The sequence below is a fragment of the Nonomuraea sp. 3-1Str genome (genome assembly GCF_031570565.1).
Taxonomy (GTDB): Bacteria; Actinomycetota; Actinomycetes; order Streptosporangiales; family Streptosporangiaceae; genus Nonomuraea.
The window spans coordinates 323,274-349,560 of the sequence record NZ_JALHBK010000003.1 but is presented as its reverse complement, the minus strand read 5'-3'; the positions used below and the strand labels follow the sequence as shown (position 1 = coordinate 349,560).

Annotated in this window: 26 protein-coding genes; 9 read left to right on the top strand and 17 right to left on the bottom strand. The window is 73.3% G+C overall.

Annotated elements, in window-relative coordinates; genetic code table 11:
- Positions 1 to 23 precede the first annotated feature (23 nt).
- Positions 24 to 782: an MBL fold metallo-hydrolase gene (locus MTP10_RS08270; RefSeq protein WP_310708444.1), complete on the top strand. Its 759-nt coding sequence runs from the start codon at positions 24 to 26 to the stop codon at positions 780 to 782.
- 18 nt (positions 783 to 800) lie between these two features.
- Positions 801 to 1,790 (top strand): pyridoxal-phosphate dependent enzyme, encoded by a 990-nt coding sequence (locus tag MTP10_RS08265; protein WP_310708443.1) that lies wholly within the window; start codon positions 801 to 803, stop codon positions 1,788 to 1,790.
- Between the two features lie 12 nt (positions 1,791 to 1,802).
- Here the strand turns inward: MTP10_RS08265 and MTP10_RS08260 are convergent, their stop codons facing one another.
- From MTP10_RS08260 to MTP10_RS08250, 3 genes are read right to left on the bottom strand one after another with little or no spacing between them, the layout of a single operon-like run.
- Positions 1,803 to 2,666 (bottom strand): SDR family oxidoreductase, encoded by an 864-nt coding sequence (locus MTP10_RS08260; protein ID WP_310708442.1) that lies wholly within the window; start codon positions 2,664 to 2,666, stop codon positions 1,803 to 1,805.
- 43 nt (positions 2,667 to 2,709) lie between these two features.
- Positions 2,710 to 3,453 carry an N-acetyltransferase gene (locus MTP10_RS08255; protein ID WP_310708441.1) on the bottom strand — a complete coding sequence of 248 codons (744 nt, stop codon included), beginning with the start codon at positions 3,451 to 3,453 and terminating at the stop codon, positions 2,710 to 2,712.
- An 11-nt stretch (positions 3,454 to 3,464) separates the two neighbouring features.
- Positions 3,465 to 3,941: an Lrp/AsnC family transcriptional regulator gene (locus MTP10_RS08250; protein WP_310708440.1), complete on the bottom strand. Its 477-nt coding sequence runs from the start codon at positions 3,939 to 3,941 to the stop codon at positions 3,465 to 3,467.
- A gap of 349 nt (positions 3,942 to 4,290) precedes the next feature.
- On the opposite strand from MTP10_RS08250, the gene MTP10_RS08245 reads away from it, so the two are divergent.
- Both MTP10_RS08245 and guaA read left to right on the top strand, forming a co-directional pair.
- Complete coding sequence (locus MTP10_RS08245; RefSeq protein WP_310708439.1) at positions 4,291 to 5,133, top strand: SDR family NAD(P)-dependent oxidoreductase; 843 nt, start codon at positions 4,291 to 4,293, stop codon at positions 5,131 to 5,133.
- Between the two features lie 82 nt (positions 5,134 to 5,215).
- Complete coding sequence (guaA, locus tag MTP10_RS08240; protein WP_310708438.1) at positions 5,216 to 6,763, top strand: glutamine-hydrolyzing GMP synthase; 1,548 nt, start codon at positions 5,216 to 5,218, stop codon at positions 6,761 to 6,763.
- Positions 6,764 to 6,873: 110 nt separating this feature from the next.
- Here guaA and MTP10_RS08235 read toward each other — a convergent pair whose 3' ends face one another.
- The 6 genes from MTP10_RS08235 to MTP10_RS08210 all read right to left on the bottom strand — a co-directional run bounded on the left by MTP10_RS08235 (position 6,874) and on the right by MTP10_RS08210 (position 12,875).
- A complete protein-coding gene (locus MTP10_RS08235; RefSeq protein WP_310708436.1) occupies positions 6,874 to 8,499 on the bottom strand; it encodes an FAD-dependent monooxygenase in 1,626 nt (541 codons plus the stop codon).
- Positions 8,500 to 8,568: 69 nt separating this feature from the next.
- On the bottom strand, positions 8,569 to 9,192 hold the full coding sequence (locus MTP10_RS08230; RefSeq protein WP_310708435.1) for a TetR family transcriptional regulator: 624 nt from the start codon (positions 9,190 to 9,192) through the stop codon (positions 8,569 to 8,571).
- A 55-nt stretch (positions 9,193 to 9,247) separates the two neighbouring features.
- Positions 9,248 to 10,693 (bottom strand): hypothetical protein, encoded by a 1,446-nt coding sequence (locus MTP10_RS08225; RefSeq protein WP_310708434.1) that lies wholly within the window; start codon positions 10,691 to 10,693, stop codon positions 9,248 to 9,250.
- 55 nt (positions 10,694 to 10,748) lie between these two features.
- The gene (locus MTP10_RS08220) at positions 10,749 to 11,450 is read right to left on the bottom strand and encodes a polysaccharide deacetylase family protein (protein WP_310708433.1); all 702 of its coding nucleotides are present in this window, start codon (positions 11,448 to 11,450) and stop codon (positions 10,749 to 10,751) included.
- 97 nt (positions 11,451 to 11,547) lie between these two features.
- Positions 11,548 to 12,444, bottom strand: coding sequence for a hypothetical protein (locus MTP10_RS08215; RefSeq protein WP_310708432.1), 897 nt, complete (start codon positions 12,442 to 12,444; stop codon positions 11,548 to 11,550).
- A 5-nt stretch (positions 12,445 to 12,449) separates the two neighbouring features.
- On the bottom strand, positions 12,450 to 12,875 hold the full coding sequence (locus MTP10_RS08210) for a carboxymuconolactone decarboxylase family protein (RefSeq protein WP_310708431.1): 426 nt from the start codon (positions 12,873 to 12,875) through the stop codon (positions 12,450 to 12,452).
- Positions 12,876 to 12,965: 90 nt separating this feature from the next.
- On the opposite strand from MTP10_RS08210, the gene MTP10_RS08205 reads away from it, so the two are divergent.
- Complete coding sequence (locus MTP10_RS08205) at positions 12,966 to 13,562, top strand: CGNR zinc finger domain-containing protein (RefSeq protein ID WP_310708430.1); 597 nt, start codon at positions 12,966 to 12,968, stop codon at positions 13,560 to 13,562.
- Positions 13,563 to 13,751: 189 nt separating this feature from the next.
- Here MTP10_RS08205 and MTP10_RS08200 read toward each other — a convergent pair whose 3' ends face one another.
- Positions 13,752 to 14,078: a putative quinol monooxygenase gene (locus MTP10_RS08200; RefSeq protein ID WP_310708429.1), complete on the bottom strand. Its 327-nt coding sequence runs from the start codon at positions 14,076 to 14,078 to the stop codon at positions 13,752 to 13,754.
- Between the two features lie 57 nt (positions 14,079 to 14,135).
- On the opposite strand from MTP10_RS08200, the gene MTP10_RS08195 reads away from it, so the two are divergent.
- Positions 14,136 to 14,447 carry a helix-turn-helix domain-containing protein gene (locus MTP10_RS08195; RefSeq protein ID WP_310708428.1) on the top strand — a complete coding sequence of 104 codons (312 nt, stop codon included), beginning with the start codon at positions 14,136 to 14,138 and terminating at the stop codon, positions 14,445 to 14,447.
- A gap of 58 nt (positions 14,448 to 14,505) precedes the next feature.
- On the opposite strand, the gene MTP10_RS08190 is transcribed toward MTP10_RS08195, so the two are convergent.
- Genes MTP10_RS08190 through MTP10_RS08170 form a run of 5 tightly spaced genes read right to left on the bottom strand, consistent with a single transcriptional unit; the run spans position 14,506 to position 19,376 of the window.
- Complete coding sequence (locus tag MTP10_RS08190) at positions 14,506 to 15,837, bottom strand: acyl-CoA reductase (protein ID WP_310708427.1); 1,332 nt, start codon at positions 15,835 to 15,837, stop codon at positions 14,506 to 14,508.
- Positions 15,834 to 16,919, bottom strand: coding sequence for an acyl-protein synthetase (locus tag MTP10_RS08185; RefSeq protein ID WP_310708426.1), 1,086 nt, complete (start codon positions 16,917 to 16,919; stop codon positions 15,834 to 15,836). Before MTP10_RS08185 ends, MTP10_RS08190 begins: the two co-directional genes overlap by 4 nt.
- A complete protein-coding gene (locus tag MTP10_RS08180; protein ID WP_310708425.1) occupies positions 16,916 to 18,229 on the bottom strand; it encodes an AMP-binding protein in 1,314 nt (437 codons plus the stop codon). The genes MTP10_RS08185 and MTP10_RS08180 overlap by 4 nt, the downstream gene beginning before the upstream one ends.
- A 27-nt stretch (positions 18,230 to 18,256) precedes the next feature.
- Positions 18,257 to 19,150 (bottom strand): SDR family oxidoreductase, encoded by an 894-nt coding sequence (locus MTP10_RS08175; protein WP_310708424.1) that lies wholly within the window; start codon positions 19,148 to 19,150, stop codon positions 18,257 to 18,259.
- Positions 19,131 to 19,376, bottom strand: a complete 246-nt coding sequence (locus tag MTP10_RS08170; RefSeq protein ID WP_310708423.1) for an acyl carrier protein — start codon at positions 19,374 to 19,376, stop codon at positions 19,131 to 19,133. Before MTP10_RS08170 ends, MTP10_RS08175 begins: the two co-directional genes overlap by 20 nt.
- A 367-nt stretch (positions 19,377 to 19,743) precedes the next feature.
- On the opposite strand from MTP10_RS08170, the gene MTP10_RS08165 reads away from it, so the two are divergent.
- The 3 genes from MTP10_RS08165 (at position 19,744) to MTP10_RS08155 (ending at position 24,128) form a co-directional block, all read left to right on the top strand.
- Positions 19,744 to 20,379, top strand: a complete 636-nt coding sequence (locus tag MTP10_RS08165; RefSeq protein WP_310708422.1) for a hypothetical protein — start codon at positions 19,744 to 19,746, stop codon at positions 20,377 to 20,379.
- Positions 20,376 to 22,067, top strand: coding sequence for a hypothetical protein (locus tag MTP10_RS08160; RefSeq protein ID WP_310708421.1), 1,692 nt, complete (start codon positions 20,376 to 20,378; stop codon positions 22,065 to 22,067). The genes MTP10_RS08165 and MTP10_RS08160 overlap by 4 nt, the downstream gene beginning before the upstream one ends.
- Positions 22,068 to 22,220: 153 nt before the next feature.
- Positions 22,221 to 24,128, top strand: coding sequence for a glycosyltransferase family 2 protein (locus tag MTP10_RS08155; RefSeq protein ID WP_310708420.1), 1,908 nt, complete (start codon positions 22,221 to 22,223; stop codon positions 24,126 to 24,128).
- Between the two features lie 22 nt (positions 24,129 to 24,150).
- Here the strand turns inward: MTP10_RS08155 and MTP10_RS08150 are convergent, their stop codons facing one another.
- Both MTP10_RS08150 and pseB read right to left on the bottom strand, forming a co-directional pair.
- Positions 24,151 to 25,275 carry a DegT/DnrJ/EryC1/StrS family aminotransferase gene (locus MTP10_RS08150; RefSeq protein WP_310708419.1) on the bottom strand — a complete coding sequence of 375 codons (1,125 nt, stop codon included), beginning with the start codon at positions 25,273 to 25,275 and terminating at the stop codon, positions 24,151 to 24,153.
- Entirely contained in the window at positions 25,272 to 26,258 is a 987-nt protein-coding gene (pseB, locus tag MTP10_RS08145; RefSeq protein ID WP_310708418.1) for a UDP-N-acetylglucosamine 4,6-dehydratase (inverting), read from the bottom strand. Before pseB ends, MTP10_RS08150 begins: the two co-directional genes overlap by 4 nt.
- Positions 26,259 to 26,287 lie beyond the last annotated feature (29 nt).

The window sequence follows — 26,287 nt, the reverse complement described above, 5'->3', positions numbered from 1 at the left end:
CGCCGGCCGTGTCGTAGCCGAGCATGGAGATTCGTTACGCGGGCGGTCCCACCGCCGTTCTGGAGATCGGCGGCGTGCGCCTGCTGATCGACCCCACCTTCGACGCGCCCGGCGACTACCCGATCGGGCAGCGCGCGCTCACCAAGACCGGCGGCCCCGCGTTCGGCCCGGACGAGGTGGGGCCGGTGGACGCGGTGCTCCTCTCGCACGACCAGCATCCCGACAACCTCGACCGCGCGGGCCGTGCCTACCTGGCCGGCGCGCCCCTCGCGCTCTCGACGGGATCGGCTGCCGAGCGCGTCGGCCCGCCCGTGCGCGCCCTGCCCAACTGGAGCCACGTCGAGCTGCCCCGGCCCGGCGGCGGCGTGCTGCGGATCACCGGTGTGCCGGCGCAGCACGGCCCCGACGGGAGCGAGCACCTCGTGGGAGAGGTGACCGGGTTCGTGCTGAGCGGCGACGGTCTCCCGACCGTGTACGTGAGCGGGGACAACGCGTCGCTGGACGTGGTGCGCTCCATCGCCGGCCGGGTGGGCCCCGTGGACGTCGCCGTGCTCTTCGCGGGCGCGGCCCGCACGGCGCTGGCGGACGGCGCGTACCTGACGCTGACCAGCGACGACGTGGTCAAGGCCGCCGACCTGCTGGGCGCCGGGCACGTGGTGCCGCTGCACTTCGAGCACTGGGCGCACTTCTCGCAGGGCCGCGACACGCTCGCGGCCGCGCTGGCCCCGCTGGGGGACAGGGCGCACCTGCTCGCCCCTGGGGAGCGGGTCACCCTCCCCTGAGCGTGGGACCATGATCCGGTGACCTGGACGGAACACGCGCTCGCCCTGCTGGAGCCGGGCGAGCCGACGCCGCTCATCGAGTTCCCGGTCGCCGCGCCAGGGGTGCGGCTGCTGCTGAAGGACGAGTCGAAGCACCCCACCGGGAGCCTGCGCCACCGGCACGCCCGCGCGCTGTTCCGGCGGGCGGTCCTGGACGGGCTGGTCGCCGAGGGCACGCCCGTGGTGGAGGCGACCGGTGGCAACGCGGCCGTGGCGCAGGCGTGGTTCGCGCGGCGGCTCGGCCTGCCGTACCTGGTGGTCATGCCGGGAGAGCGGAGCGAGGCGCGGGCGCGGCCGGTGGAGGAGCTGGGCGGCGCCTGCCGGTTCGTGACGCCGCCGCTCGCGATCTACGACGCGGCGCGCGAGGCGGCCCGCGAGAGCGGCGGCCACTTCCTCGACCAGTTCGGCCGCGCGGCCGAGCACGACCTCGCCGGGGAGCTGCTCGCGGAGGAACGCCCCGACTGGGTCGTGGTGGGAGCCGGTACCGGAGCCACCTCCGCGACCCTCGGCCGCGCGGCTCGTGCGGCCGAGGGACGGCCGATCCGGGTGGCGGTGGCCGATCCCGAGAACTCCGCGTACTTCCCCGGCTGGACGCTCGACGCTCCCGACTACGCCACCGGCATGCCGTCGCGGATCGAGGGAATCGGGCGGCCCAGGATGGAGCCCGGCTTCCGGCCCGACCTGGTGGACCTGGTGATCCCCGTGCCCGACGCCGCGTCCGTGGCGGCGGCCCGGCGGGTGCGCGCGGTCACAGGGCTGCCGGTGGGCGGCTCGACCGGCACCGCGCTCTGGGCCGCGCTGGAGCTCGCCGGGCGGATGGCCGGGCGGGGGGAGAGCGGCACGGTGGTGTCCGTCATCGGCGACGCGCACCCGAGGCACCTGGCGACCGTCCACGACGACGCGTGGGCCGCGGCCAGGGGGCTCGACCGGCGGGCCCACGACGAGGAGCTGCTCCGCCGTACCTCCTGAGCCCGTGGCGCCTCAGCCCGGGAGCGTCTCGCCGCCGATCGGGGCGAGGACCTCGCCCGTGTAGTACGACGACAGCCGGTTCGCCGCGAAGAAGACGTACGACGGCGCGATCTCGTCCGGATGCGCCGCGCGCCCCATCGGCACCTGCTTGCCGAACGAGCCGACCTTCTCCTCCGGGAACGTGGCCGGGATCAGCGGCGTCCACACCGGACCGGGCGCCACCGCGTTGACCCGGATGCCCCGGTCCACCAGGTTCTGCGCCATGGAGTAGGTGAAGGCGTTGATCGCGCCCTTGGTGGCGGCGTAGTCGAGCAGCGTCTTGTTGCCGCGCAGCCCGTTGATGGACGAGGTGTTGATGATCGCACTGCCCTCGCGCAGGTGCGGAAGGGCGGCCTTGGTGACGCGGTAGTAGCTGTGGATGTTCACGGCGAACGTGTGCTCCCACTGCTCGTCGCTCAGCTCCTCCAGCCCCTCGACCGGTGACTGGTAGGCCACGTTGTTGACCAGGACGTCCAGGCCGCCGAGCTCCTGGACCGCCTGCTCGACGACCGACGCGCAGTGGTCGCGGTCGCTCAGGTCGCCCGGGATGAGCACGCAGCGCCGCCCGGCCTCCTCGACGAGCTTCCTGGTGTGGTTGGCGTCCTCGTGCTCGGTCAGGTACGCGATCGCGACGTCCGCGCCCTCCTTGGCGAAGGCGACGGCGACGGCCCGGCCGATCCCGGAGTCGCCCCCGGTGATCAGCGCGCGCTTGCCGGCCAGCAGGTCGCGGCCCGCGTAGTCACGCATCTCGTCGCGCGGCTCGGGCGTCATCTCGCCGCTGCGGCCCGGGTATTCCTGTGTCTGCCCAGGTGGTGTGCTGTTCGATTCTTCGGCCATGCGGAGCGCTTGCCCGCAACCGGCGAAGCCTAACGTCGGAGCCTCAGCCGAGCGGGTGGCTGACCCACACGTTGGGCTCCACGTAGACGGCGTGATCGTGGGTCACGTCGCAGTGGACGGGCGTGAGGCCGCCGGGCACCTCCACCGGCCCGGTGCGGTCGAACGGCAGCCCGGTCCACTCGCGCCACTCGGCCAGCGACCCGGCGATCACCATCGAGCGGGACGCCACCCGGACGATCCGCCCGCCGGCCCGCACGTGGACGCGCAGCCAGGCGTCGTGGGGGAGGCCGTCGGCGCGGGTGCGGAAGGCGTACTCGGCCATGGGGGTGTGCGGCTCCAGGTGCTTCTGGTTGGGCCGGACCGGCGCGACCAGCTCCCGGAAGCCGAGCCGGGCGGCGTGCTCGCGCATCGCGGCGACCATGCGCGGCGAGACCCCGGACCCGAGCCGGTCGCTGCGCACCGTGATCTCCAGGGCGCTGATGCTGTCGGCCGTGGCGCCCGACTCGCGGGCGAGCCTGCCCCGGCGGATCACCGTGTCCCAGCCGCCGTCGGGCAGCGGGTCGTCCTTGGCCGGGTACGGGATCATGCACCCGCGCGCCACCAGCCGGCCGGGTTCGGCGTCGTCGTCGGCCACCAGCACGAAGTCGGCGAAGGTGGTCGTCGCGGCCGGGTAGAACATGTCCGCGACCGGGTCGTTCATCATGAACCCCGCCCACGCGTGGGCCATGTCCCACAGCCCCGTGGCGAACTCGGGGCGCTCGGCGAGGGTGGTGATCCGCAGCGACATGCGGATCATTGTCACATCTCGGACGGCCGTTGCACGGGCTGATGCTCGGTTTTGAAGATCAGGGTCGTCTCCAGGTGGACGATCTCCTGCCGTGTCAGGAACTTCTCCAGCACCAGCCGGTGCAGGTGGTCGGCGTCGGCCACGGCGACGTGGACGAGGAAGTCCTGCGGCCCGGCCACGTGGAACAGCGTGATCGTCTCCGGCAGGGTCAGCACGAACGCCCGCATCGGGTCGACGAGCTGGCTGGTGTGGGGCCGTACGCGCAGGGCGAGCAGCGCCTGGAGCGGCCGCCCGAGGCGCGCGGTGTCGACCGAGGCGCGGAAGGCCGTGATGACGCCCCGGCGGCGCAGCGAGCGCACGCGCTCCAGCGAGGTGGAGGGGGCGACGCCGAGGCGGTCGGCGAGCTCCTTGTTGGGCAGCCGCGCGTCGTTCTGCAACTCGGCCAGGATCGCGAGATCGATCGCATCGAGTGCGGCGTCATGCCTCATCGTCATCCTCCTGTTCGGCGAGGGTAGACCTTCGCCGCCGTATCGACCACCGGGTCCGGCGTCACTGCCACGGCCGGATGGCGGCGCGGAGAATGCCGCTCGGCTGTATCGCCAATTGCCAGGAGATTTCTCTTCTCGGCAGGAGTTTCCCTTTCTGCCGCTCGCCGATTGTTCCTTTTGATGGTGAGAATGGGTGCACGGGAACCGCCGGCGGGCGTGGCGCTCGCCCACGTGGCGCGGTCTTTCCCGCGAATTCCTCCGCTTTTCCGTCATAGGCACGACTTTTCCGGAACGCCATGGACTGACCGGCGAGTTCCTGTAGCGTCGAGGCGAGCGCTAGGAGGCTTCGGTGCGGGAACTCTCCGGCAAGGTCGCGGTGATCACGGGTGCGGCGAGCGGCATAGGCCGGGCACTCGCCGTCAGGTTCGCGAGCGAGGGCATGTCCCTGATGCTCGCCGACGTCGATCCCGGCGGGCTCGCGGAGACCGCGACGCTGGCGGGCGACACCAAGGTCCTCACGCAGATCACCGACGTGTCCGACGAGGCCGCCGTGCACCATCTCGCGGAGCGGGCCTTCGGCGAGCTGGGGGCCGTCCATCTGCTGTGCAACAACGCGGGCGTCTACCAGGGCGGCCACCTGTGGACCCGGACCCGCGAGGACTTCGCCTGGGTGCTGGGCGTCAACCTGTGGGGCGTGCTCCACGGCATCAACGCGTTCGTGCCCCGCATGATCGAGCAGGACACCGAGGGGCACATCGTCAACACGGTGTCGGTGGCGGGCCTGTCCGCCGGGCCGCACGCGGGCGGCTACGCCGTCAGCAAGTACGCCGCGTTCGCCGCCTCGCAGGCGCTCGCCCAGGACCTGATCGCGTCCGGCTCCAGGCTCCGCGTCACCGCGCTGTGCCCTGGAGCGGTCCGGACGCGCATCAACCGCTCCGAGCGTGTGCGCCCGTTCGACCTGTCCGTCGCCCGCAGCTCCGACGAGCTGGAGTCCCAGGAGCGGGTGGACGCCGGCGTCGCCGGCGGCATCGACCCGGCGCGGGTCGCGGACATGGTCGTCGACGCCGTACGCGAGGAGCGCTTCCTGCTGCTGACCCATCCGGAGTTCGGCAGGAGCATGCGCCGGCAGACCGAGACCCTGCTGGCCGGCGGCCTGCCCCCGCTGCGGGAGGCGGCGCCCGGGGAGGAGTGAGCGGGACGGGCGGCCGGTCCGGGCCGAAGGCGGGCTGCCGATAGACTGGGGACACCGCATTCGCCTCTGGGGGGTTTCTTCGGTGTCTGAGTTCGACACAGTTCTCGTGGTCGACTTCGGCGCGCAGTACGCGCAGCTGATCGCGAGGCGGGTGCGCGAATGCCACGTCTACTCCGAGATCGTCCCGTCGACGATGCCCGTCGAGGAGATGCTGGCCAAGCGGCCCAAGGCGATCATCCTGTCCGGCGGGCCCTCGTCGGTCTACGCCGACAACGCGCCGGCCGTGCCGCACGGCCTGTTCGAGACGGGCGTGCCCACGTTCGGCATCTGCTACGGCTTCCAGGCGATGGCGCGCGCGCTCGGCGGCGACGTCGCCCGCACCGGCGTCGCGGAGTACGGCGGCACCCAGCTCGACGTCGTCACCGAGGGCGTCATCTTCGCCGGCCTGCCCGCGACGCAGAAGGTGTGGATGTCCCACGGCGACAGCGTCAAGGCCGCCCCCGCCGGCTTCGCGGTGACCGCCTCCACGCGCGAGACGCCGGTCGCCGCCTTCGAGCACCCCGAGCGCGGCCTGTACGGCGTGCAGTTCCACCCCGAGGTGCTCCACTCCGAGCACGGCCAGGCGGTGCTCAAGCACTTCCTCGACGCGGCCGGCTGCCGCCCGACGTGGACCATGCTCAACATCGTCGAAGACTCCGTCGAGGCGGTGCGCAGGCAGGTCGGCGACGGGCGGGCGATCTGCGCCCTGTCCGGCGGCGTCGACTCCGCCGTGGCCGGAGCCCTGGTCCAGCGCGCCATCGGCGACCGGCTGACCTGTGTCTTCGTCGACCACGGCCTGCTGCGCAAGGGCGAGGCCGAGCAGGTCGAGCGCGACTTCGTCGCCGCCACGGGCGTCAAGCTGCGGGTCGTCGACGCCGCCGACCGCTTCCTCAAGGCGCTGGAGGGGGTCAGCGACCCGGAGGAGAAGCGCAAGATCATCGGGCGTGAGTTCATCCGCGTCTTCGAGGACGAGCAGCGCGCCATCATGGCCGACGGCCCGGTCGACTTCCTGGTGCAGGGCACCCTCTACCCCGACGTGGTCGAGTCGGGCGGCGGCACCGGCACCGCCAACATCAAGTCCCATCACAATGTCGGCGGCCTGCCCGAGGACCTCCAGTTCACCCTGGTCGAGCCGCTGCGCACGCTGTTCAAGGACGAGGTGCGCCGGGCCGGCGAGGAGCTTGGCCTGCCGCCCGCCATGGTGTGGCGCCAGCCGTTCCCCGGGCCCGGCCTCGGCATCCGCATCGTCGGCGAGGTCACCCGCGAGCGGCTCGACCTGCTGCGCGAGGCCGACGCCATCGCCCGCGAGGAGCTGTCGCGGGCCGGCCTCGACCGCGACATCTGGCAGTGCCCCGTGGTGCTGCTGGCCGACGTCCGCTCGGTCGGCGTCCAGGGCGACGGCCGCACCTACGGCCATCCGGTGGTGCTGCGCCCCGTCACCTCCGAGGACGCGATGACGGCCGACTGGTCGCGGGTGCCGTACGACGTGCTCTCGCGCATCTCCACCCGCATCACCAACGAGGTGCGGGAGGTCAACCGGGTCGTGCTCGACGTGACGAGCAAGCCGCCGGGCACCATCGAGTGGGAGTGACGCCCCCGTTCCGGGGGATCTCTTCCTGACGCGTTCGCTTGGCCGAGCTGGAGCTGCTGGTCGAGGGCGTCCCCGCGAGGGCATTCCCGCGAGGGCCGGGCGGGTGAGGGTCAGGCGGCTTCGCCGAACCAGCGGGTGAGCGCCGCGCGCAGGGCCCGCAGCTCGCCCTCGTCCGGGTCCGGCGAGGACGACGCCCAGGCCACGTAGCCGTCCGGCCGGATCAGGAGCGCGCTCACCTCGCTCGACGCCCCGGAGGAGTGCGCGGTGAGCGTGTCGACCCGGTCGTGCCAGCCGGACGCCTCCTTGGCCGGTGACGTGCCCCTGGTCAGGTCCAGCAGCAGCGGCCGGGCCGTCCGGGTCAGCTCGGCGAGCCGGAGCGAGCCGCCGCCGGTGCCGCCGCCTGTGTCCAGCGTCAGGTCGGGGGCGAGGCGGCCGGTCAGCGGGTGCGCGTCCCCGCCGCCCATGTCGTAGCGGACGTCGGACCCGGCCATCGTGGCGGCGATGTGGCGGGCGTTGGCCGGATCGCGGAGCAGCTCGGCGAACAGCTCGCGCAGCGCCGTCACCTCGCCGCCCGGCGCGATCAGCGCGGACTGCGCCTGCGTGTGCATGACGACCCGCTCGGCCGCCGGACGCCGCTCGCTCTCGTACGTGTCCAGCAGCGCCTCGGAGGCCCGGCCCCGGACCACGGCGGCCAGCTTCCAGCCCAGGTTGACCGTGTCCTGGAGGCCCAGGTTCAGGCCGGGGCCGCCGATCGCGCTGTGCACATGGGCGGCGTCGCCGGCCAGCAGCACCCGGCCGTCGCGGAACCGGTCGGCCAGCCGGGTGTTACCGCTGGTCAGCCGGCGTAGCAGGTGCGGCCCGTCGCCCTCCGGCGGCCCGAAGGGCAGGTCCACGCCGAGCACCCGGCGTACGCTCGCCCGCAGCTCGTCCAGGGACATGGGCGGCGGCTCCGTGCCCTCTTCCGTGCTGTCCCACTCCATGGTGGTCAGCACGGGCAGGCGGCCGGCGAACGGGGCGTACGCGATCAGACCGTGCTCGGTGCGATGGTGCATGAACGGCGGCACGAGGCCGTAACCGGGCACGTTCAACGCGCCGGTGGCGGGGTCGATCAGCGAGGCCGGCATGGACACGTTCGCGGTGCGGGAGATCGTGTCGTCCCTGGTGATCCCCGGGAAGCCGATGCCGGACAGCCTGCGCGTGACGCTGTGGCCGCCGTCCGCGCCGACCAGATAACCGGTGCGCAGCGTGTACGGGCCGCCGGGCGCCGCGATCTCGGCGGTGACGCCGTCCGCGTCCTGGGACAGGCCCGTCAGCTCGTGTCCCCTCCGGATCTCGACGCCGAGCTCGGTCGCGCGTTCCTCCAGCACCTCCTCGACGCGGCGCTGCGGCACCTGGATGATGTGGAGCGGGTTGTCCTCCACGCCGGCCAGGTTCAGCGGCAGCGCGCCGAACACGAAGCCGGGGACGGGCCGGGGCGGCTCGGGGTCGCCGGTCAGGCGCTCGTACAGGCCCCGGCGGTCGAGCACCCGGAGGACCTGGCCGACCAGGCCGTTGGCGCGGGGCTCCTCGGTGCGGGCGGCCAGCCGCTCCAGCACCACGGGCCGCACCCCGGCGAGGGCGAGCTCGCAGGCCAGCATGAGCCCGTTCGGGCCGCCGCCCGCGATGACGACGTCGACGGGCGTGCCGGGGGTGGTCTCGGGGGAGATGTCGGTGTACACGGTGATCCTCCTGGTCATCGGAAAAGGGCATGACGCATCGGCCCGGCGGCGCCGGGCTTCGTACCGTGTGCGGTTGTGGGGGTGGGGCTACGGGGTGGTGAGCCCCTGGGAGAGCCGGCCGAACGCCTCGCGCAGCAAGTCCTGTACCGAGACCGGCGGTCCTGGGCGCAGCGACTGCTGGGTGACCGCCACGATGGCGGCGCTCACGGCACCGGCGACGAGGTTGGGGTACAGGTCGCGGGTGACGTCGGTGCCCGTGCGCTCGGCGATCACCGCGGCGAACTCGGCCTCGGCGGCCATGTTCGCCTTGACGAACTCGGTCTGCAGCGCCGGCTCCTGCACCATCAGGCGGAGCCCGGCGGTCCGCTCGTCCGACGCCTCCGGCCGCGCGTCGAGGCCGAGCGCGAACTGCGAGAGCGCCGCGTCGGTGATCGCCTCCCACAGCGGCTTGTCCGCCGGTTGGGCGCGCAGGTCCTCCGCGATCGCGTGGGCCCGCTCGACGTGCCGGGCCGCGATGGCCTCGCCCTTGCTGGAGAAGTAGTTGTTGAAGGTGCGGGGGGAGACGCCCGCCTCGGCGGCGATGTCCTCCACCCGTACGTTGTCCCACCCGCGCTCCACGGTGAGCCGGATGGCGGCCCAGCTCAGCGCGATGCGCGTCTCTCGCTTCTTGCGCTCGCGCAGCCCCGAACGCTCACGGTCGTCACTTCCCACAGCCACCACGATACATAAACTTGCGGATTCTGCAAAGATGCGTGGTCCGCAAGTTTTAGCCGGCTTCAGGGCCCGGGACCGGCTCGCCGGCCGGCCGCCGGGCCCCGCGCAGCACCCGCACCAGGCTGCCGACCAGCAGCGGCGCCATCATCATCCCCACGAAGAGCGGCGTGGCCATGTACCGGTAGTCCTGCGCCGAGATGTTGGCCAGCACGGCGAGCTGCTGCCCCGCCACCACCGCCACGACCGCCGGCACGTACCTGTTGCGCAGCGCCCACGCCGCCAGCCCCGCCGTCAGGTACGACAGGTACGCCCAGGTCGCGCCCCGCCAGAGCAGCCAGTCATAGCCGGGCTCCGCCGAGGCGAGCAGCCACGAGTCGGCCACCCGGTACAGCTCCGCCGACTTCGGCCGCAGCGAGAACATCCACCGCTGCGGGTAGTCGGGCACCTTGTTCGGGCCCACGTACGTCTCGGCGCTCGGCCGGCGCGAGAAGTGGTACGTCTGCCCGCCCACGGCCCACTCGTCCTGCACCGGGTTCCACGCGATCGAGCCCCGGCACAGGCGGGCGTCCACGACGTCCACGGGCCGCTCCGTGAGCAGCCGCCGCCACAGCTCCAGCAGCTCGCTCGCGTGCGCGTCGGCCTGCTGCCAGCTGAAGTCGCGCCGCCAGATCAGCGGGTTGATGGTGTGGCAGGTGCCGCCCTCGTTCCACCGCGACAGGGGGGCCACGGCGGTCATGAGCGTCCTGTCGCGGTCGTCGAACAGCTCCGGATGGTCCCGGTACAGGACCGCGATGTCGCCGAAGGCCGTGTGGTAGACGTACGTGCTGGACGGGGCGGCGATGCCCACGCGCGGCAGGACGACGTTGCTGAGCACCAGGGGGACGGCCGCCGCGACGAGCCCCACCAGCGCCAGCCGTACCCTCGCGCCCCGCACCACGACCAGCAGCACGGCCACGGCGACGCCGACCACGAGGAAGCCGTTCGCCCGGAACAGCCCGAGCGCCAGCATGAGCGTCCCGAGCCCCGCGAGCCGCCACGCTGTCAGGCGGCGGGTCGCCGCCAGCCCGGCGCACGACGCCGCGATCGCGACCGCGCACAGCGTGAACGGCACGTCCTTCCACAGCGCCACCGCGAACGCGCCCACCGGCGGCAGGAACGGCAGCAGGACGGCCACGGCCGTCGTCGTCCTGCGCGGCGCGCCGAGTGCCTTCAGCGCGGCGGCCAGGTACGTGAGCGTGGCCGCCATGGCGGTCGTCTGCAGCAGCGTGACCGCGCCGATGTCGCCCGTCAGGCGCACGCTCAGCCACAGCAGCGCGTCGTAGGTCACCGAGTGGTCGCTCACCCACGGCCCGACCATGGTGTGGCTCAGGTACAGAACCGAGTCGCGGCTGAACAGGCCCGGATAGTACGCGGCCCACCAGCACGCGAGCACGGCCTGGATGGCGAGGAAGGTCGCGAGCGTCGCCCAGCGCGATGGCTTCGCGGTCTCCGTCAGCATGCACTCCCCGTCCCGGCTACCGGGGCGGTCGCCCCGACGTGCTTCCTACCGCGAACTAGGGAAAACTCACACCGGCGTCCGGAGTCCTGCCGCCCAGCAGGGTCGGAACCGTCACCAGGTGATACCCCTGCTTCTTCAGCTCCTTGAGGATCGCCGGCATGGCCCGGACCGTCTGCGGGACCGTGTCGTGCATGAGGATCACACCGTCGCGCTTGGCCAGCCGCAGCACCGCGGCCTTGATCTTCGCCGGGTCGCGCAGCTTCCAGTCGAGGGTCGTGCCGGTCCACAGCACCTGGGAGAGGTCCTGCGAGCCGGCGAGCCCCAGCACCCGGGCGTCGGTGTGCCCGTACGGGGGCCGGAACATCCGCAGCCGGCGGCCGGTCACGTTCTGGACGACGTCCTGGGTGAGGCGCATCTCGTCGATGATCTCCTGGTCGAGCAGGGTCGGTAACGACGGGTGCGAGTAGGTGTGGTTGCCGATCGCGTGCCCCTCGGCCACCGTCTTCCTGACGACCGCCGGGATCTGCTCCACGTGCTTGCCCATGAGGAAGAACGTCGCCTTCACGTGCTCGCGTTCGAGCACGTCGAGGAGGGTGCCGGTGTACTTGCCGGGGCCGTCGTCGAACGTCAGCGCCAGGCACTTGACCTTCGCGCAGTCGACCCGCGCCGCCGTGCCCGTTCCCGCGCTCGTCCCCGTGCCCGCAGCCGGGGCGCCGCTCATCACCAGTGCGGCCGCCAGCAAGCCCTGAATCACCACAGGTGCCACCTTAAAGCCAAACATCCCCACCCGCGTGACGGGTCGCCCCGCCTTCCTGGAGCGTGCCACCGGCCGGCGCGCGTTCGGAGGGTTCAGGTCATGGCCGGCGCCATCGCACCGCGAAGGCGCGGGCCGGATTCCCGGTGAAGATCGCGCAGGCGAGGTCCGTGCCGAGCTCACGCTCGATCCTCGGGCGCAGGCCGGCGAGCAGGAACGGCATGCCAGGGCCGTCCGCACCGGACCGGGCCGTCGCGGTGACGGTGTCGGCCCCGAGCAGGAGCTGGTGAGCGTGGCCGGCGCCGGCGAGGGCCGCGAGGCTGTCCAGCAGGCGCCAGTCGGTGGCCTGATGCGCTCGCGACGGGCCGTCGAAGGCCAGGAACGCACCGGCTTCGGCGACCTGCCGGTGAATCCTCGTGTCCGGGAATCGGGTCAGGTGTCCGAGGATCACACGGTCCGGGGCGACCCCATGCGTCCGGCACAACAGGTCGAGCGTGTCCAGGGCGGCGGTTCCGGCCTCCAGATGGACGCCGATGGGCGCGCCGGTGGCATGGTGGGCCTCGGCGGCGGCGGCCATGACATTCCGGGCGTGTTCGTCGAGGCGGTGATAGGCGCCGGCGACCTTGATCATTCCCGCCTGCACGGGAGCGCTGGTCAGCTCGCGGATGAACAACTCTGCCAGCCGGCCACGGACGCGCTCCAGCTCGCCTCGGTCATAGTGCTTGGCCTGGTGCATCCCGGTGGCGGAGATGACGTGGATGCCGGACTGCCGCGACAGGCGGGGCAGTTCTTCGGCCCGTGGCCCCATTCCCCACGGCGTCCACTGGACCACCGCGCCTCCGCCGAGCGCGGCGAAGGCGGTCAACTCGGCGAGCGCGGCCTCGGCGTCGTCCAGCTCCTGCCCCGGCAGCGCCGGCGTACTGATGAACAGGTGGTCGTGGGCGTCGCAGACGCCCAGCTCCTCGGGCGGGACGTCCCCGAGCACAGTACGGACCATCGCGCTCACTGTCCGCCCTCCTGCTCCGCGTCGGCGAGCGCGGCAGCGGCGACGCGCAGCCCGGCCAGTGCCTTGGGCACGCCGATGTAGGGCGCCAGGTGCACGAAGACCTCAAGCACCTCCTCGCGGGTCATCCCGACCCGCAGCGAGGTCTTGACGTGGCCGGCCAGCTGCGGGTCCACGCCGCCGAGCGCGGTCAGGGCGGCCAGGTTGACGAGCTGCCGGTCGCGCAGCGACAACCCCTCGCGCAGGTAGGTGCCACCGAAGAGGGCTGTGATGATCCAGTCGGCGTATCCCGGGACGATCTGCTCGATGCCGGGCAGCGCCTGCTGGGTGGCCTCGTCCTGGAGAACGTCCAGCAGCCGGTACCCCTCTTCCCGGTCCAGCCGCGCCTGCGTCAGTTGCTCCGACAGCGTTCGATTCGTCGTCATGCCCATTGCTCCCGGTCCGTCCTTGTAACGCCTTGAACGTTACAGTCTGGACGGTAACAGATGTAACGGTCTGAGCGTTACCATGGACCCATGAGCAAAGAGGACCCGTTCGCCTTCCGCTTCGACTGCGGCGCCGTCTGGCTGAACCTCCTCGCCACCAGGGGCCGCACGTTCAGCGCGGACCCGGTGGAGCGGCTGGGCACGCCCGGCCGCCTCGCCGAGTGGCTGGAGCGCTGCGAGCTGTCCCCGGCTCTACCGCCTGATGAAGACGATGTGGACCAGGCGCGGAAACTCCGGGAGACCCTCCGTGCGCTCGCCCTGGCCACTGTCGACGAGCGCCCCCCGCCCGCGGATGCCGTGGCGGAGCTGGCCGCGTTCCTGGCTGCATACGACGATCCGGTCCGGCTGGTCGCGGAGGACCGGCTGCGCCGCGAACCGCCGGCGACGACGGCACGCGCCCTCGCCAGGGTCGCCCGCCAGGCCGCGGACCACATGACCGGCTCGGACCGGCTGGCTCTCAAGAGCTGCCCGGAGCGCGACTGCAGGGGCGTCTTCATCGATCCGCCCGGGCGCCGGCGCTGGTGCCCGTCCCCGGCGTGCGCGAGCCGGGGCAGGGTCCGCGCCCTCCGCGCCCGCCGCGACGCCACCGCCACCAGGCCGAACGAGGATCACTCGCCGGCACAGTGACGAGCGAGCCCCGCTGCCGCCACCGGCGCATTCGGGGGCGTCACGGGGTGTCACGTACTGGCGCCGGCCTTCCCCCGCCTCGGCGCCGGAAGTGGGCATCCCGTGCGCGAGCTGTCTCCCGATGATCGCGGCGACGGCCGCCCGCCCCTGGCGCCGGGGGCGGGCGGCCGTTGGCGGTCCGCCGAGGGGTCAGGGGGTCGCGCTGAGAGGCGTCAGCCAGTGAATCTCCAGGTCTTCCAGCAGGTAGTCCATGCGGTGCCGCTGGAAGTCCGCGAGCTCGGGACGCGCGAGATGGGCGCGCAGGTCGTCGGCCGACCGCCACAGTTCGTAGAACACCAGCGTGCCGGGGTCGGCCGCGTCCCGGTGGACCTGGTACTGCATCGAGCCCGGCTCGGCCCTGGTCGGTTCGACGAACGACAGCAGCAGTCGTTCCAGTTCGTCGGCCCGCTCGGGCTTCGGCCGGGCGAAGCCGTAGAGGCCGACCGCCCCGTCTCCTTCAGGTACGATAATCTTCATACCTGATAATGGTAGACATCTATCAGGTACGAAACAAATCGTACCTAGGGGAGATTCATGGATCTGGGCAAGGTGTTCGGCGCCCTGGCCGACAGCTCCCGCCGCCGCGTGGTGGCCGAGCTCGCGGCCGATCCAGGGGACCGCGAGCGCGCGTGCGGCTCCTTCGACCTGCCGGTGAAGAAGGCCGCGCGCACGCATCACTTCCGGGTGCTGCGTGAGGCGGGGTTGATCGTGCAGCGCGACCACGGCAACGGGAGCGCGGTCTCGCTGCCCAGGCAGGACATCGAGCGTCACCTGCCCGGCCTGCTGGCGCTCCTGACCGAGGAGTTGGAGTCCGGCGGCGAGCCGGAGCAGGATGGGGCGAAGTAGAGCCACCGGGACGACGCGGTAGCGGCCATCAACCGGGTGGACGCGGCGGGCAGGTCCGCTACGAGGGCGAGGCGGTGACGGCCACCAGCCGGGTGAACTCGGCCGGCAGGTCCACGCCGTCCCACACCCGGTGGAACCCCAGCGCGGTCCCGACCGGCACCATCCGGTCCACCCCGCGCCCGCCCAACGCCCCGGCCAGCTCGGCCAGCTCCTCGCGGCCGAAGCCGAAGTGCGTCATCGTCTGGTCCTTCCGCCGCACCACGCCCGCCAGCTCGCCGAGAGTGCCGAGCCGGGCGTGCGCGAACGTCCCCGTGCCGAGCCACCGCCGCGGAGCCCGGTCCGGCGCCGTCAGAACAACCTGGGCCAGGGCGTTGCCGCGGAACTCGACCGAGCTCGCCACGCCGTCGGCCGCCAGCCCGTAGGTGGCCACCCGCTTCTCGACCGCCATCGCCGCGTCCACCGTCCACCCGCGCCGCGCCACGGCCTCCGCCAGGCAGGCGGTGAACCCGTCGCGGGCCGCCGCGCACTCGCCCGGGGAGCCCACCCAGAAGACGGTGCTCGGGGAGGAGCACGCGGCCTGGTCGAACCAGTACGCGTCGGTGGCGAACCCGTCGGCCACCGCCGCCCGCGTCGCCGGCTCGGCGGCCAGCCACGCCGCGGCCCGGACCACCGCGAACGACGACCGGTCGGGGAAGGCGAGGTCGCGGGCATGGGGCGCGAGCGGATGCCGGCGGATCTCGTCCACCGTACGGTCGCCGCCCCAGATCACCCGCAGATCGCACGCCGCCGACAGCTCGGCGGTGGGGTCGGGGGCCTGTCCCTCGCCTTCTCGCAGGGGACGGCCGCCCGCGCTCTCCCGCCCGGGACGGTCGTAGGAGACGACGCGCTGCGTGCGGGCCACCACCGGGTCGGCGCCGTCGAGCGCCTCGTGCAGCACGCCGAGGATCACCTCGGCCACGACGCCGGCACGGGCCGACAGACGGACGACGTTGCGGTTGCCCATGAGGGCCGACAGGGCCCAGGAGTAGACGAAGACGGTGTCGACGTTCGCCGGGGGAACGTGGAACACCAGCCCACGCGGCACCCGCACGTGCTCCCCGGACGCCGGGCCGACAGCCCGCTCCAGCTCGCGGGGCCGCAGGAAGAACCCGAGGGACGCCAGCTCGGGATGCCGCCGCGCCACGGCGGGCCTGAGCAGCCCGCGCCCGACGGCCACGAGGAACTCCCGCACGCGATCGTCCCCGACGCTCAGCCCCGGCCCCCCGGTCACGTCCCGAACCAGATCCCCGACCCCCATGGCCCCCTCGACCGGAAACCGGACCCGTACCGGCTGCCCCTCACCGGCGGCCCGCTCGGACGGCGACCGCGGGACGTGGACGGGGCCGGTCACGCGGCCGCCCCCATCCCGCCCAGCGTGTCGCTGCACCCGCGTGCCTCCGCGCGGCTCAGCCGACCCAGCACCGAGAAGCGCTTGCCCGGCCATGTGCCGTCGTCCACCCCGTGGACGACCCCCAGGTCCTCGGTCAGCAACACGTGCCCCGGGTACGACGTCGGCAGCGTGCTGACCACCTCGATGAGCCCCGGCACGCCCGGTGGAGCCTCCTCCCACGTCTCCGGGTCGCGGATCACCACGTCGGCGAAGTCCGGGCAGTAGAGCCCGCCGCCCTCCGGACCCTCCAGGAAGATCGTGCCGATCTGCTCCACCATGCCGTAGAAGTCGTGGATCCGGGTCAGCCCGCACTCGCGCGCCAGCCGCCGGCGGAACTCGGCAGCGTCCACCGCCTGGTCGGCCAGCCTCTTCCACCCCCCGGAGTGGATCAGGACCCCCTGCGACAGGTCGAGCCCCAGCCCGCGCAGGTGCAGCCACACCATGTACGTGAACCCGAAGATCAGGAACGGCTCCCGGCCGTGCCGCGCCAGGAACCCCCGCACCGCCGCCGCGTCCACCTCGCCGCCCTCGTCCAGCACGAAGGTGTGGTCACGGCCGAGGTTCATCATGCCGAGCACCCCGGCGCCGCGCGCGCTCAGCGTCGTGGCCCGCGCGACCGAGCGGGTGTCGGCGATCAGCATGGGCAGCCGCCGCCCGCCCAGCACCGCCCGGAGCGTCGCCGCCAGCATGCGTGGCTGCGCCGCGGCCGCCGCGCGGTCGAGGTGGACGCGGCTGGGCCGCTGCCCCGTGGTGCCGCTGGAGGTGAGCACCCGGAACACCTCCTCCTCGGGCACGCTGCGCAGCTCGTGCGTCTTGAACATCCGCACCGGCAGCCACGGCAGCTCCGCCACGCGCGCGTACGGCCCGTGCGACCCGATCGCCGCCAGGATCCGCGCGTACGGCGGGCAGGCGTGCCGGTGCCGCTCCGTCAGCTCGGCCAGCCGCGGCAGCAGCACCCGCTCCCGCTCGGTCTGTCCCAACGTGAAGACACCCACCCGGTCTGCCGGGTCCGTCGTGGCCCTCGGCCCGTCCGGTCGTCTCATGTCCGGGCCTCCAGGGCGCGGTAGTCGACCTTGCCCGTGGTCAGCAGCGGGAGGCGGTCCACGGCGCGGACGTCGAAGCCGCTCCAGTGCAGCCGTAGCTCCGTGCCGAGGCGGCGGGCCAGGCGGGCGCAGGCGTCGCGGTCGAGCCCCTCGGCCCATACCGTGACCCGGTCGTCCCCGCTCGTCACCGCCACCGGGCCGCAGTCGCGCAGCAGGCCCTCGACGTCGTCCAGGCTGACCCGTACGCCGAAGATCTTGGCGATGCGCTTCATGCGGCCGGTGAGGAAGACGAAGCCCTCGTCGTCGAGGTGGCCGAGGTCGCCGGTGCGCAGCACGCCGCCCAGGTCGTCGCCCCTGGCGAGGTCGGCGGCCGTCTCCGCGTAGCCCATCATCACGTTGGGCCCCTCGTAGATCACCTCCCCGCCGTCCACGCTGAGCCGGCCGCCCGGGACGGCGGTCCCGGCCGAGCCCGGCTTGTCGGCCAGGCGGTCCGGCGGCAGGACCGCGATGCGCGCGGTGGCCTCCGTCTGGCCGTACATGACGAAGAACCGCTCCGTCATGGCCGCGAACCGCGTCACGAGCTCCGGCCGCAGCCGCCCGCCGGCCTGCGTGAGCGTGGTCAGCGTGGGGTGCTCGGCGTGCTCGAAGCCGAGCCTGCGCAGCATCTCGTACTGGTACGGGACGGCCGCCAGCGAGGTGCAGCCGTGGCCGTCGAGGTGGGTCCAGAACGACCGCTCCAGCAGGCCCGCGTCGGTGAGCACCACGGTGGCGCCGGCCACCAGGTGGCTGTTGAGCACCGACAGGCCGAAGCTGTAGTAGAGCGGCAGGCTGGTCGGTGCCACGTCGCCGGGGCCGATGGCCAGGACGGTGGCGATGGCCGTGGCGTTGGACAGCACGGCCCGGCGCGACAGGCGCACGAGCCTGGGGCTGCCCGTCGATCCGGACGTGGCCAGCAGCACGGCCAGGTCGGGATGCGGGTCGCCGGCGTCGCGGCGCCCGCGCGGCGCGGCCTCCACGGCATGCGCGAACCCGAACATCCCCACCGGCCGGAACCTCCTGATCAGGCCGGTCAGCGCCCCCGCCGCCAGGTCCGGGTCGAGCAGCGCCACCGGCCTGCGGGTCCGCCACGCGGCGAGGTAACGCACCACGGACGCCAGGTCGTTGCGCATGCCGCAGAACACGGGGCCAGGCGGCAGGCCGGCGAGCACCTGCGCGGCGCGTTCGACCCGGGCGGCCAGCAGGTCGCCCGTGAGCCCGCCCGGCTCTCCGGCGACGACGAGCCGCGCGTCAGGGTGCGGGAAACGATCCATGGGACGTCCATCCATCGTGTCGGAACCTCACAGCACCAGCCCGCCGTCGACACCGAGCACCTGGCCGGTGACGAACGAGGCATGGCCGGAGAGCAGGAACGCCACGGCGGCGGCCACGTCGCCGGGCAGGCCCACGCGGCCGAGCGGGGTCGCGGCGACCGTCGCGGCGCGGGCCCGGTCGTCGAGCGTGGCGAGCATGGCCGTCTCGATGAAGCCGGGCGCCACCGCGTTGACCCGGATGCCGGCGGGGCCGAGCTCCTTGGCGGCGGACACGGTCAGGCCGAGCAGCGCGGCCTTGGTGGCGGAGTAGACGGCCTGGCCCGCCGACCCGCGGCGACCCATGATCGAGGAGACCATCACCACGGCGGGGCTCGTGCCCCGGCGCAGGAGCCGGACCGCCGACTGCAGCGTGTGGACGGCGCCCACCGCGTTGACGTCGAAGAGCCGGGACACCGCCATGCCCGGCAGCAGGCCGAGCAGGGCCGCGTCGTGGGTGCCGGCGTTGACCACGAGCGCGTCGAGGCGGCCGTGGCGCTCCCGGACGTGGCGCATCATGGCGGAGACCGCGCCGGGGTCGGCCACGTCGCCGTGGACGGACCAGGTGCGGCCGCCGGTCTCGGCGGCCACCTCCGCCGCGGCCTTCGCGGCCCGCTCGGCGTCGCGCCCGTGCAGGATCACCTCGTCACCGGCCGCGGCGAGCGCCACGGCGACGGCCCGCCCGATGCCCGAGGTCGAGCCGGTGACCAGCGCCACCCGCGTGCGCGGGGCCGGATCGAGGTCCGCGGTCGTGTCGCCGGCGGCTCCAGGGGCCGCGTCGTCGGTGGCGCGGTCCGTGGCCGTGTCACCGGCCGCGCGGTCCAGGGCCCCGTCCCCGGGGGCGCCGGCCGGGGACGGGTGTGGGTCAGAACGCGGCGCCGGCACCGTGCTTCTCCAGCAGCCGCGCGGCCTCGGCGAACGAGCTCATGTCGATGATCTCGTCCGTGTCGATCATGATGTCGAACTCGTCCTCGATGGCGGCGACCAGCGCCATGTGGGCCAGGGAGTCCCACTGCGGGATCGCCCGGTATTGGAGCTCGTCGACGTCGGCGTCGTCCGGAAGGCTCAGCGCGGCGCGGAAGACCCCGCGCAGGCGGTCGAGGTGGGTCATGTTCCCTCACTCTCCGTGGTCGAACCAGAACGTAGTGTATCGGTGATCCTCCATGGCTCAAACCGAGACCCAGTCGCGGGTAATGGAACCGTATAAAGCCGGGTGATGTACCGGCGATGCTGCGAATGTCCCTTGGGGCGCGCCAACCGCTACAGGGGGAATGATGGACGAATCCAATCACTGGTACGGGCACTCCCGCATACTCGCCGGATACTGCGGGCTCCCGGACGACGTTCCCCGGCGTATACAGGGATTTCTCCAGCACGGCTGGAATTATCTGCACGGATATCCGCCGAACGACCATTGGTGCACACCGGGATATCCCCGTTTCATCTGGGCCGACGTACTCCGGCGGCGCGGCTGGTCGATGGGGCGCCGGGGCCACTACCTCATCGGCGCGCCGTGGATCTACCTCCTCGACCTGGAGCCCGATCTCGGCCGGGTGCCGGAGGAGGAGCGGGAGGGCACGATCTGGTACCCCTTCCACGGCTGGGAGAAGAACGCGGTCACCGGCGATCACGGCGAACTCGCCGCGCGGATCCGCGAGGTGGAGACCGGCCCGGTGACCGTATGCCTTTACTGGCTCGAATTCGCAAATATCGGTATTCGGCGGGCGTACGAGTCGGCCGGATTCCGGGTCATCTGCCACGGCGAGCGCGGCTCCCGTTGGGACGACTCCGGACGCGACTTCCTCCGGCGCCAGCTCACCGAGCTGCGCCGCCACCGCAGGGTGGCGTCCAACCGGCTCGGCAGCGCGCTCTTCTACGGGGCCTCGGTGGGCTGCGACATCGCCGTGTACGGCGATCCGATGCAGTTCGAGGGCGAACGCCCCGAATACGGAGGCACGGCCCGCCGCATGCGGCTCTGGCCCGAGCTGCACGGCGAGCATGTGGACCGCGGCCTGGCCGCCGAGGCCGCCCGGCGGGAGCTGGGCTTCGAATGTCAGGCGACACCTGAGGAGCTACGGCGGATGTTCGGCTGGAAGCGGGTGCGATGCGCATGACGGAGGCGCCCGGCAACGTCCGGTTGATCGGCGGCGAGATGCTGCTGTGGTCCGACGCCGACGCGGCCACCGACTGGCGGGGCGCGGGGCTGGAGCTGGTCCGCCGGCTGGTCCCATCGGCCGGCCGCGTGCTGCTGGCCGGCCCGCACCCGAAGAGCCTCATCGCCGCGCTCGCCGGTGGCGAAGACTCTCGCGGTGGGTTCTCCGGTGGCGCCGGCTCCGGTGACGAGATGTCCGGTGGCGCGTCGTCAGTGGCCGTGCTCGTGCGGTCGTACCCCGACGCCTGCGCCCTCGGCGAGCGTCACCAGGCGCTGGACGTCCACTGCGGGCGGCTCCGGGCGCTGAGCGTGGCGGAGCCGTACGACCTGGTGCTGGCGCTCGACGGGCTGGAACGCACGCACTCCGCCGAGGAGCCGGCCCCGCCGTGGCGTGCCTCGCTGGACGCCCTCGCCGCACTTGTGGCGCCGGGCGGCCGGCTCGTCCTGGCGGTGCCGAACGACCTCGGGATCGACCGGTTCGTGGACGCCCGGCCGCCGGACCGGGAAGGCGCGGACGGGCACTGGGAGCCGCACGGCTTCGACCCGAGCCACCCCGGCGGACCGGAGGCCCTGGACGCGGCGCTGGAGGCGGCCGGGCTCGTGGTCGAGCGGTGCTACGCCGCCTACCCGGCCAGGAGCGCCCCGCGTGCCCTGTTCGGACGGGAGCTGCTGCGCGAGAACCTGCCCGAGGCGCTCACCGTGCCGCTGACGGCGCCCGGCGGCGACACCATGCTGGTGGCCGACCCGCTGCGGCTGACCCGGCTGGCGTTCCGTCACGGGCTGGGAGAGCACCTGGCGCCCCTGTGGCTCACGGTCGCCACCCGCCCGGTCTCCGGGAACGATCCGGCCGAGGTCCGTGCCGGTGACGACAGCGCGGGCGGTGAGCCGTTGCCGGAGGGGCTGGTCGAGGTCGGGCGGGCCGTGCACGAGGTCACCGCCACCTCCACCAGAAGGCTGCCCGGAGGTGCCGTGCGGCCCATCCCGCGTGGGCGCATCGTCGAGGAGGTCCTGGTCGAGGCGTGCGCCCGCGAGGACGTGCGGTCCGTGCGCGACCTGCTGGCCGGGCTGGCCGCGTGGGTCGCGGAAGGGGGCGACGCCGCCGCCGACAACCTCGTCTGGGACGGCGAGCGGTTCACCGCCATCATCCCGGTCCCCGCCCTGGGCGGTCCGGTGCCCGCGCAGGTGGTGCTCTGCCGGATCCTGTGGCGTTTCGCCGTACGGCTGCTGGCGGCCGGGCACCACCACCCGTGGCCGTGGCCGCTGGACGCCGGGCAGCTCGCGCTGACGCTGTGCGGCATGGCGGGGCAGCCGTGCGACCAGGACGGCCTCGATCGGGCCCGCAAGCTGGAGGCCGAGCTCGGGCAGGCGCCGGGGACGGCCGAGCTGGCGGGGGCCGCGCCCACGTACCGGGACCTGCTCAGCGCCCGCGACCGGCTGACCGATCAGCTGACCGCGTCGCTGGCCCGGATCGCGCGTCTGGAGACCAAGCTGACCTACCGCGAGCGCGAGCTGGTACGCACCCGCGCCAAGCTGCGCAGGAGCCAGCGCAAGGCGGCCTCCCTGCGCAGGTCGCTCGGGTTCCGCCTGGCCCGCCGGCTGTCGCGCCCCCGCCGGGCCGCCCGCAAGGTCCTGCGCCTGCTGTCCCGCTGAGCCCGGCCCGCGAAGCCGCCGGCCCCGCCGTAAGGCCCGCTGTAAGGCCCGCTGTAAGGCCCGGCGAAGGCCGGCGAAGGTCGGCGAAGGCCCGGCTAAGGCCCGGCGAAGGCCCGGCGAAGACGACGAAGCTGAGGAAGAGAGGGTGGTTTCGTGCCGATCCTGTCGGTGATCGTCCCGTTCCACGACGTCGAGGAGTACCTGGGCTCCTGCCTGGACTCCCTGCTCGCGCAGACGTTGCGTGACCTGGAGGTGATCTGCGTCGACGACGGCAGCCGCGACGGCGGGCGGGCCGTGGTGGAGGCCCGGCAGGCGGCCGACCCGCGCGTGCGCCTGGTCAGGCTGACGGGCGGCGGCGTCGGGCGGGCGCGCAACACCGGGGTGCGGCACGCGACCGGCCGTTACCTGGCCTTCGTGGACGGCGACGACCTGGTCCCGCGTGAGGCGTTCCGCCGTCTGGTGGCGTCGCTGGAGTCCACCGGCTCGGACCTGGCCTGCGGCAACGTCATGCGCATCCACCGGAACCAGCTCGTGCCCTCGTGGGCGCACCGCCAGGCGTTCGCGAGGCGGCTGGAGCGCACCCACATCACCCGCCACCCGCTGCTGGTCCGCGACCGCATGCTGTGGAACAAGGTCTACCGGCGCTCCTCCTGGGACGCGCTGGCCCTGACGTTCCCGGAGCGGCTGTACGAGGACCAGCCCGTGGCCATGGCGGCGCACGTGGGCGCGGCCTCGGTGGACGTGCTGAAGGCGGTGGTCTACCACTGGCGCAGGCGCGAGGAGTCCGTCACGGACCGCCGCATGGAGCCGGACAACGTACGCGACCGCCTGCTGTCGGTGCTGGAGACGGCCACGCTGCTGGCCCGCCGGGCCCCGGCCGTCAAGCCGCGCTTCGACCGCGACACCCTCGACATCGACATGGGTGTGGCCGTGGAGGCGGTGGCGGTCATGGGCGCGGCGGCGGACCCGGAGATCCTGGACCTCGCCGCCCGCTACCTCGACGGGGTAGCCCCGGAGGACTGGCTGAGCCTGCCGTTCCCGCGCAGGCTGCTGACGCACCTGCTGCACCGGAGGCGGCCGGACGAGCTGGCGGCGGTGTTCGCGGAGTGGGACGAGGGCCGGCTGTGGCCGCCCCTCGTCCCCCAGGGACTCGCAAGGGGGCTCGGGCTGGGACGCAGGCGCTGGTACGGCCGGCATCCCGCCCTGCCGCAGGACCTGTCGGAGGTCACCGAGGAGCTGGCCCTGCTGCCGCGCCTGCTGTCCGCCGGCTGGCGGGACGGCGTGCTTCACGGCGAGGGCTGGGTGTCGGTCGGCCGGTTCGACGTGCGGGGGCTGGGGCGCGTCCGCGTACGCGTGTGGCTCCAGGAGCGCGGCACCTCCGACACCGTGCCGCTCTCGGAGGACAGGGTCATGCCCGCCTGCCTCGGCCTCGCCCAGGAGGACGGCGGCGTGGCGGCGGAGCACGGCTTCCCCTTCGGCTTCGCCTTCGACCCCGCCACGCTGACACCGGCCCGGCTGGCCCGGCGCGGTCACTGGGAGTTGCGCGTCGAGCTGCGCGCGACGGGGCTGCGGCTGGAGGCGAAGGTGGCGGGACCCCGGTGGCTGCCCCCGGCCGTACCGGTGCCGGTGCGCAGGGCGGGCTCCTGGGTGGTGCCCGTACGCGGCGCCAGAGGGGTGTGGGGGCTGCGGGTGCGCCGGGCGGAGGCGCTGATCGGCGAGTGCCGGATCGAGGGCGGCGACCTGCTGGTGGCGGGAGAGCTGGCCGACCCCGGCGACGAGGATCCGGTGCTCCGGCTGATCCGCCGCAGCGACGGCGAGGAGGTGTACTTCCCGGCCACCCTGGACGGTCACGTCTTCAGCGGCCGGATCCGGCTCGTCGACATCGACGAGCCAGTGGGCCGGCAGCCGCGCTGGGACGTCGTCCTGGACCAGGGCAGGAAGATCCGCCCGCTGGTGCGGACGCGGGCCCGCCCGGCGGCGACCGTGGCGGGCCGCAGGTTCGTGGCCGACCGGGGCGACGACGGCTGCCTGATGCTGGTGGAGCAGTGCCCGCCCGGCTGAGCGGCCCCGCGAGGCCGCGCCGTCAGTGGAGGACGGTGAGCAGCGACTCCACGACCTGGTCCTGCTGGGAGTCGGTCAGGCCGGGGTAGAGCGGCAGCGACAGCTCCTCCCCGTAGTACGCCTCGGCCCGCGGGCACATGCCGCGCCGGTAGCCGAGGTCCTCGAACACCGGATGCCAGTACGCCGGGATGTAGTTGACCTGCACCCCGATCCCCGCCGCCCGCATCCGGTCGTAGACCTCCCGCCTGCGGCCGTCGAGCACCCGCACCGGGTACAGGTGCCAGGCCGGCTCGGTGTACGGGCGCCGCCCCGGCAGCCGCAGTCCGGGCGTCCCGGCCAGCAGCGTGTCGTAGCGCGCCACCAGCTCGGCCCGGCGCGCCAGGAAGGCCGGCAGCCGCCGGAGCTGGCTCAGCCCGAGCGCGCACAGCACGTCGGGCAGCCGGTAGTTGAGGCCGAAGTCGTGGACCTCCTGGTGCCAGCCGCCGTGGCCGGGGTCGCGCTGCTCGGCCGGGTCGCGTACCAGGCCGTGGTTGCGGAAGCGCGCGGCGCGGGTGTGGCGCTCGCCGTGGGGCAGGGCCACCGCGCCGCCCTCGGCGGTGGTGACGGTCTTGGTGGCGAAGAACGAGAACGTGGTGATGTCGGCCAGCAGACCCACGGGCCGTCCCTTGTAGGAGGCGCCGAGGGAGTGGGCCGCGTCGCCGACGAGGGTCGCGTCGGCCCGGTCGGCGACGCCGCGCAGCTCGTCGTAGTCGGCGGGGTGGCCGGCGTAGTCGACGGCGGTCACGGCCCGTGTGCGGCCCGTGACCAGGGCGGCGACCGCGTCGGGGTCGAGGTTGCCGGTGTCGTCCTGCACGTCGGCGAAGACGACCCGGGCGCCCCGCAGCGCGGCCGCGGCGGCCGTGGCCACGAACGTCAGCGGCGAGGTGACGACCTCGTCGCCCCGCCCGATGCCGGCGGCGGCGTAGGCCACGTGCAGCGCGGCGGTGCCGGAGGTGACCGCCAGGCACGGCACGCCGCCGGTCCACCGGGCCAGCTCCGCCTCGAACCGGCTCACCTCCGGCCCGGTGGTGAGCCAGTCGCCGCGCAGCACCTCGGCGACCGCCCGGACGTCGTCCTCGTCGACCGAATGCCGGCCGTACGGGATCACCAGCGGCCGTCCGCGAGCATGCGGCGCAGGTCTTCGGCCGACAGCCACAGGTCGTTGGTGTCGGAGCGGTAGGCGAAGCCGTCGGGCAGCGGCTCGCCCGCGGGCGGCGGCTCGTAGCCCCACGTGGCGATGGCCGGGAGCACGACGTAGCGGTCGCCGAGCCGCAGCGCGCGGCGGCCGTCGTCGGAGCCGATCATCTCCTCGTGCAGCTTCTCGCCGGGCCGGACGCCGACCTCGTGGACGGTGGCGCACGGCGCGACGGCCTCGGCCAGGTCGGTGATGCGCATGCTGGGGATGCGCGGCACGTACAGCTCGCCGCCGCGCATGAGGTCGAAGGAGTCGACGACGAACCGCACGGCCTGGTCGAGGGTGATCCAGAACCGGGTCATGCGCTTGTCGGTGATCGGCAGGCTGGCGCCCTCGGCGGCGAGCCGCTGGAAGAACGGCACGACCGAGCCTCTGCTGCCGACCACGTTGCCGTAGCGGACCACGGCGAAGCGGGTGGCGTGGCCGGCGGCGTAGTGGTTGGCCGACACGAACAGCTTGTCGGCGACCAGCTTCGTCGCGCCGTAGAGGTTGACCGGGCCGGACGCCTTGTCGGTGGACAGGGCGACGACCTTGCGCACGCCGCTGTCGATGGCGGCCTCGACGACGTTCTGCGAGCCTGTGACGTTGGTGCGGACGTACTCGAACGGGTTGTACTCGGCGGTGTCGACCTGCTTGAGCGCGGCGGCGTGGACCACGAAGTCGACGCCGTGCATGGCGCGGGTCAGCCGGTCGCGGTCGCGCACGTCGCCGATGAACCAGCGCAGCCGCTTGTCGTCGCCGAAGACCTGGCGCGCCTCCCACTGTTTGAGCTCGTCGCGGGAGAAGACCACCAGGCGGCGCACGTCGAGGACGCCCAGCGCGTGGCGGATGAACGCCTTGCCGAAGGACCCCGTGCCGCCGGTGATCAGAACGGATGAGCCGCTCAGAATGCTCACGTGACCCCCTGAATCGTGTTCACGCCCTG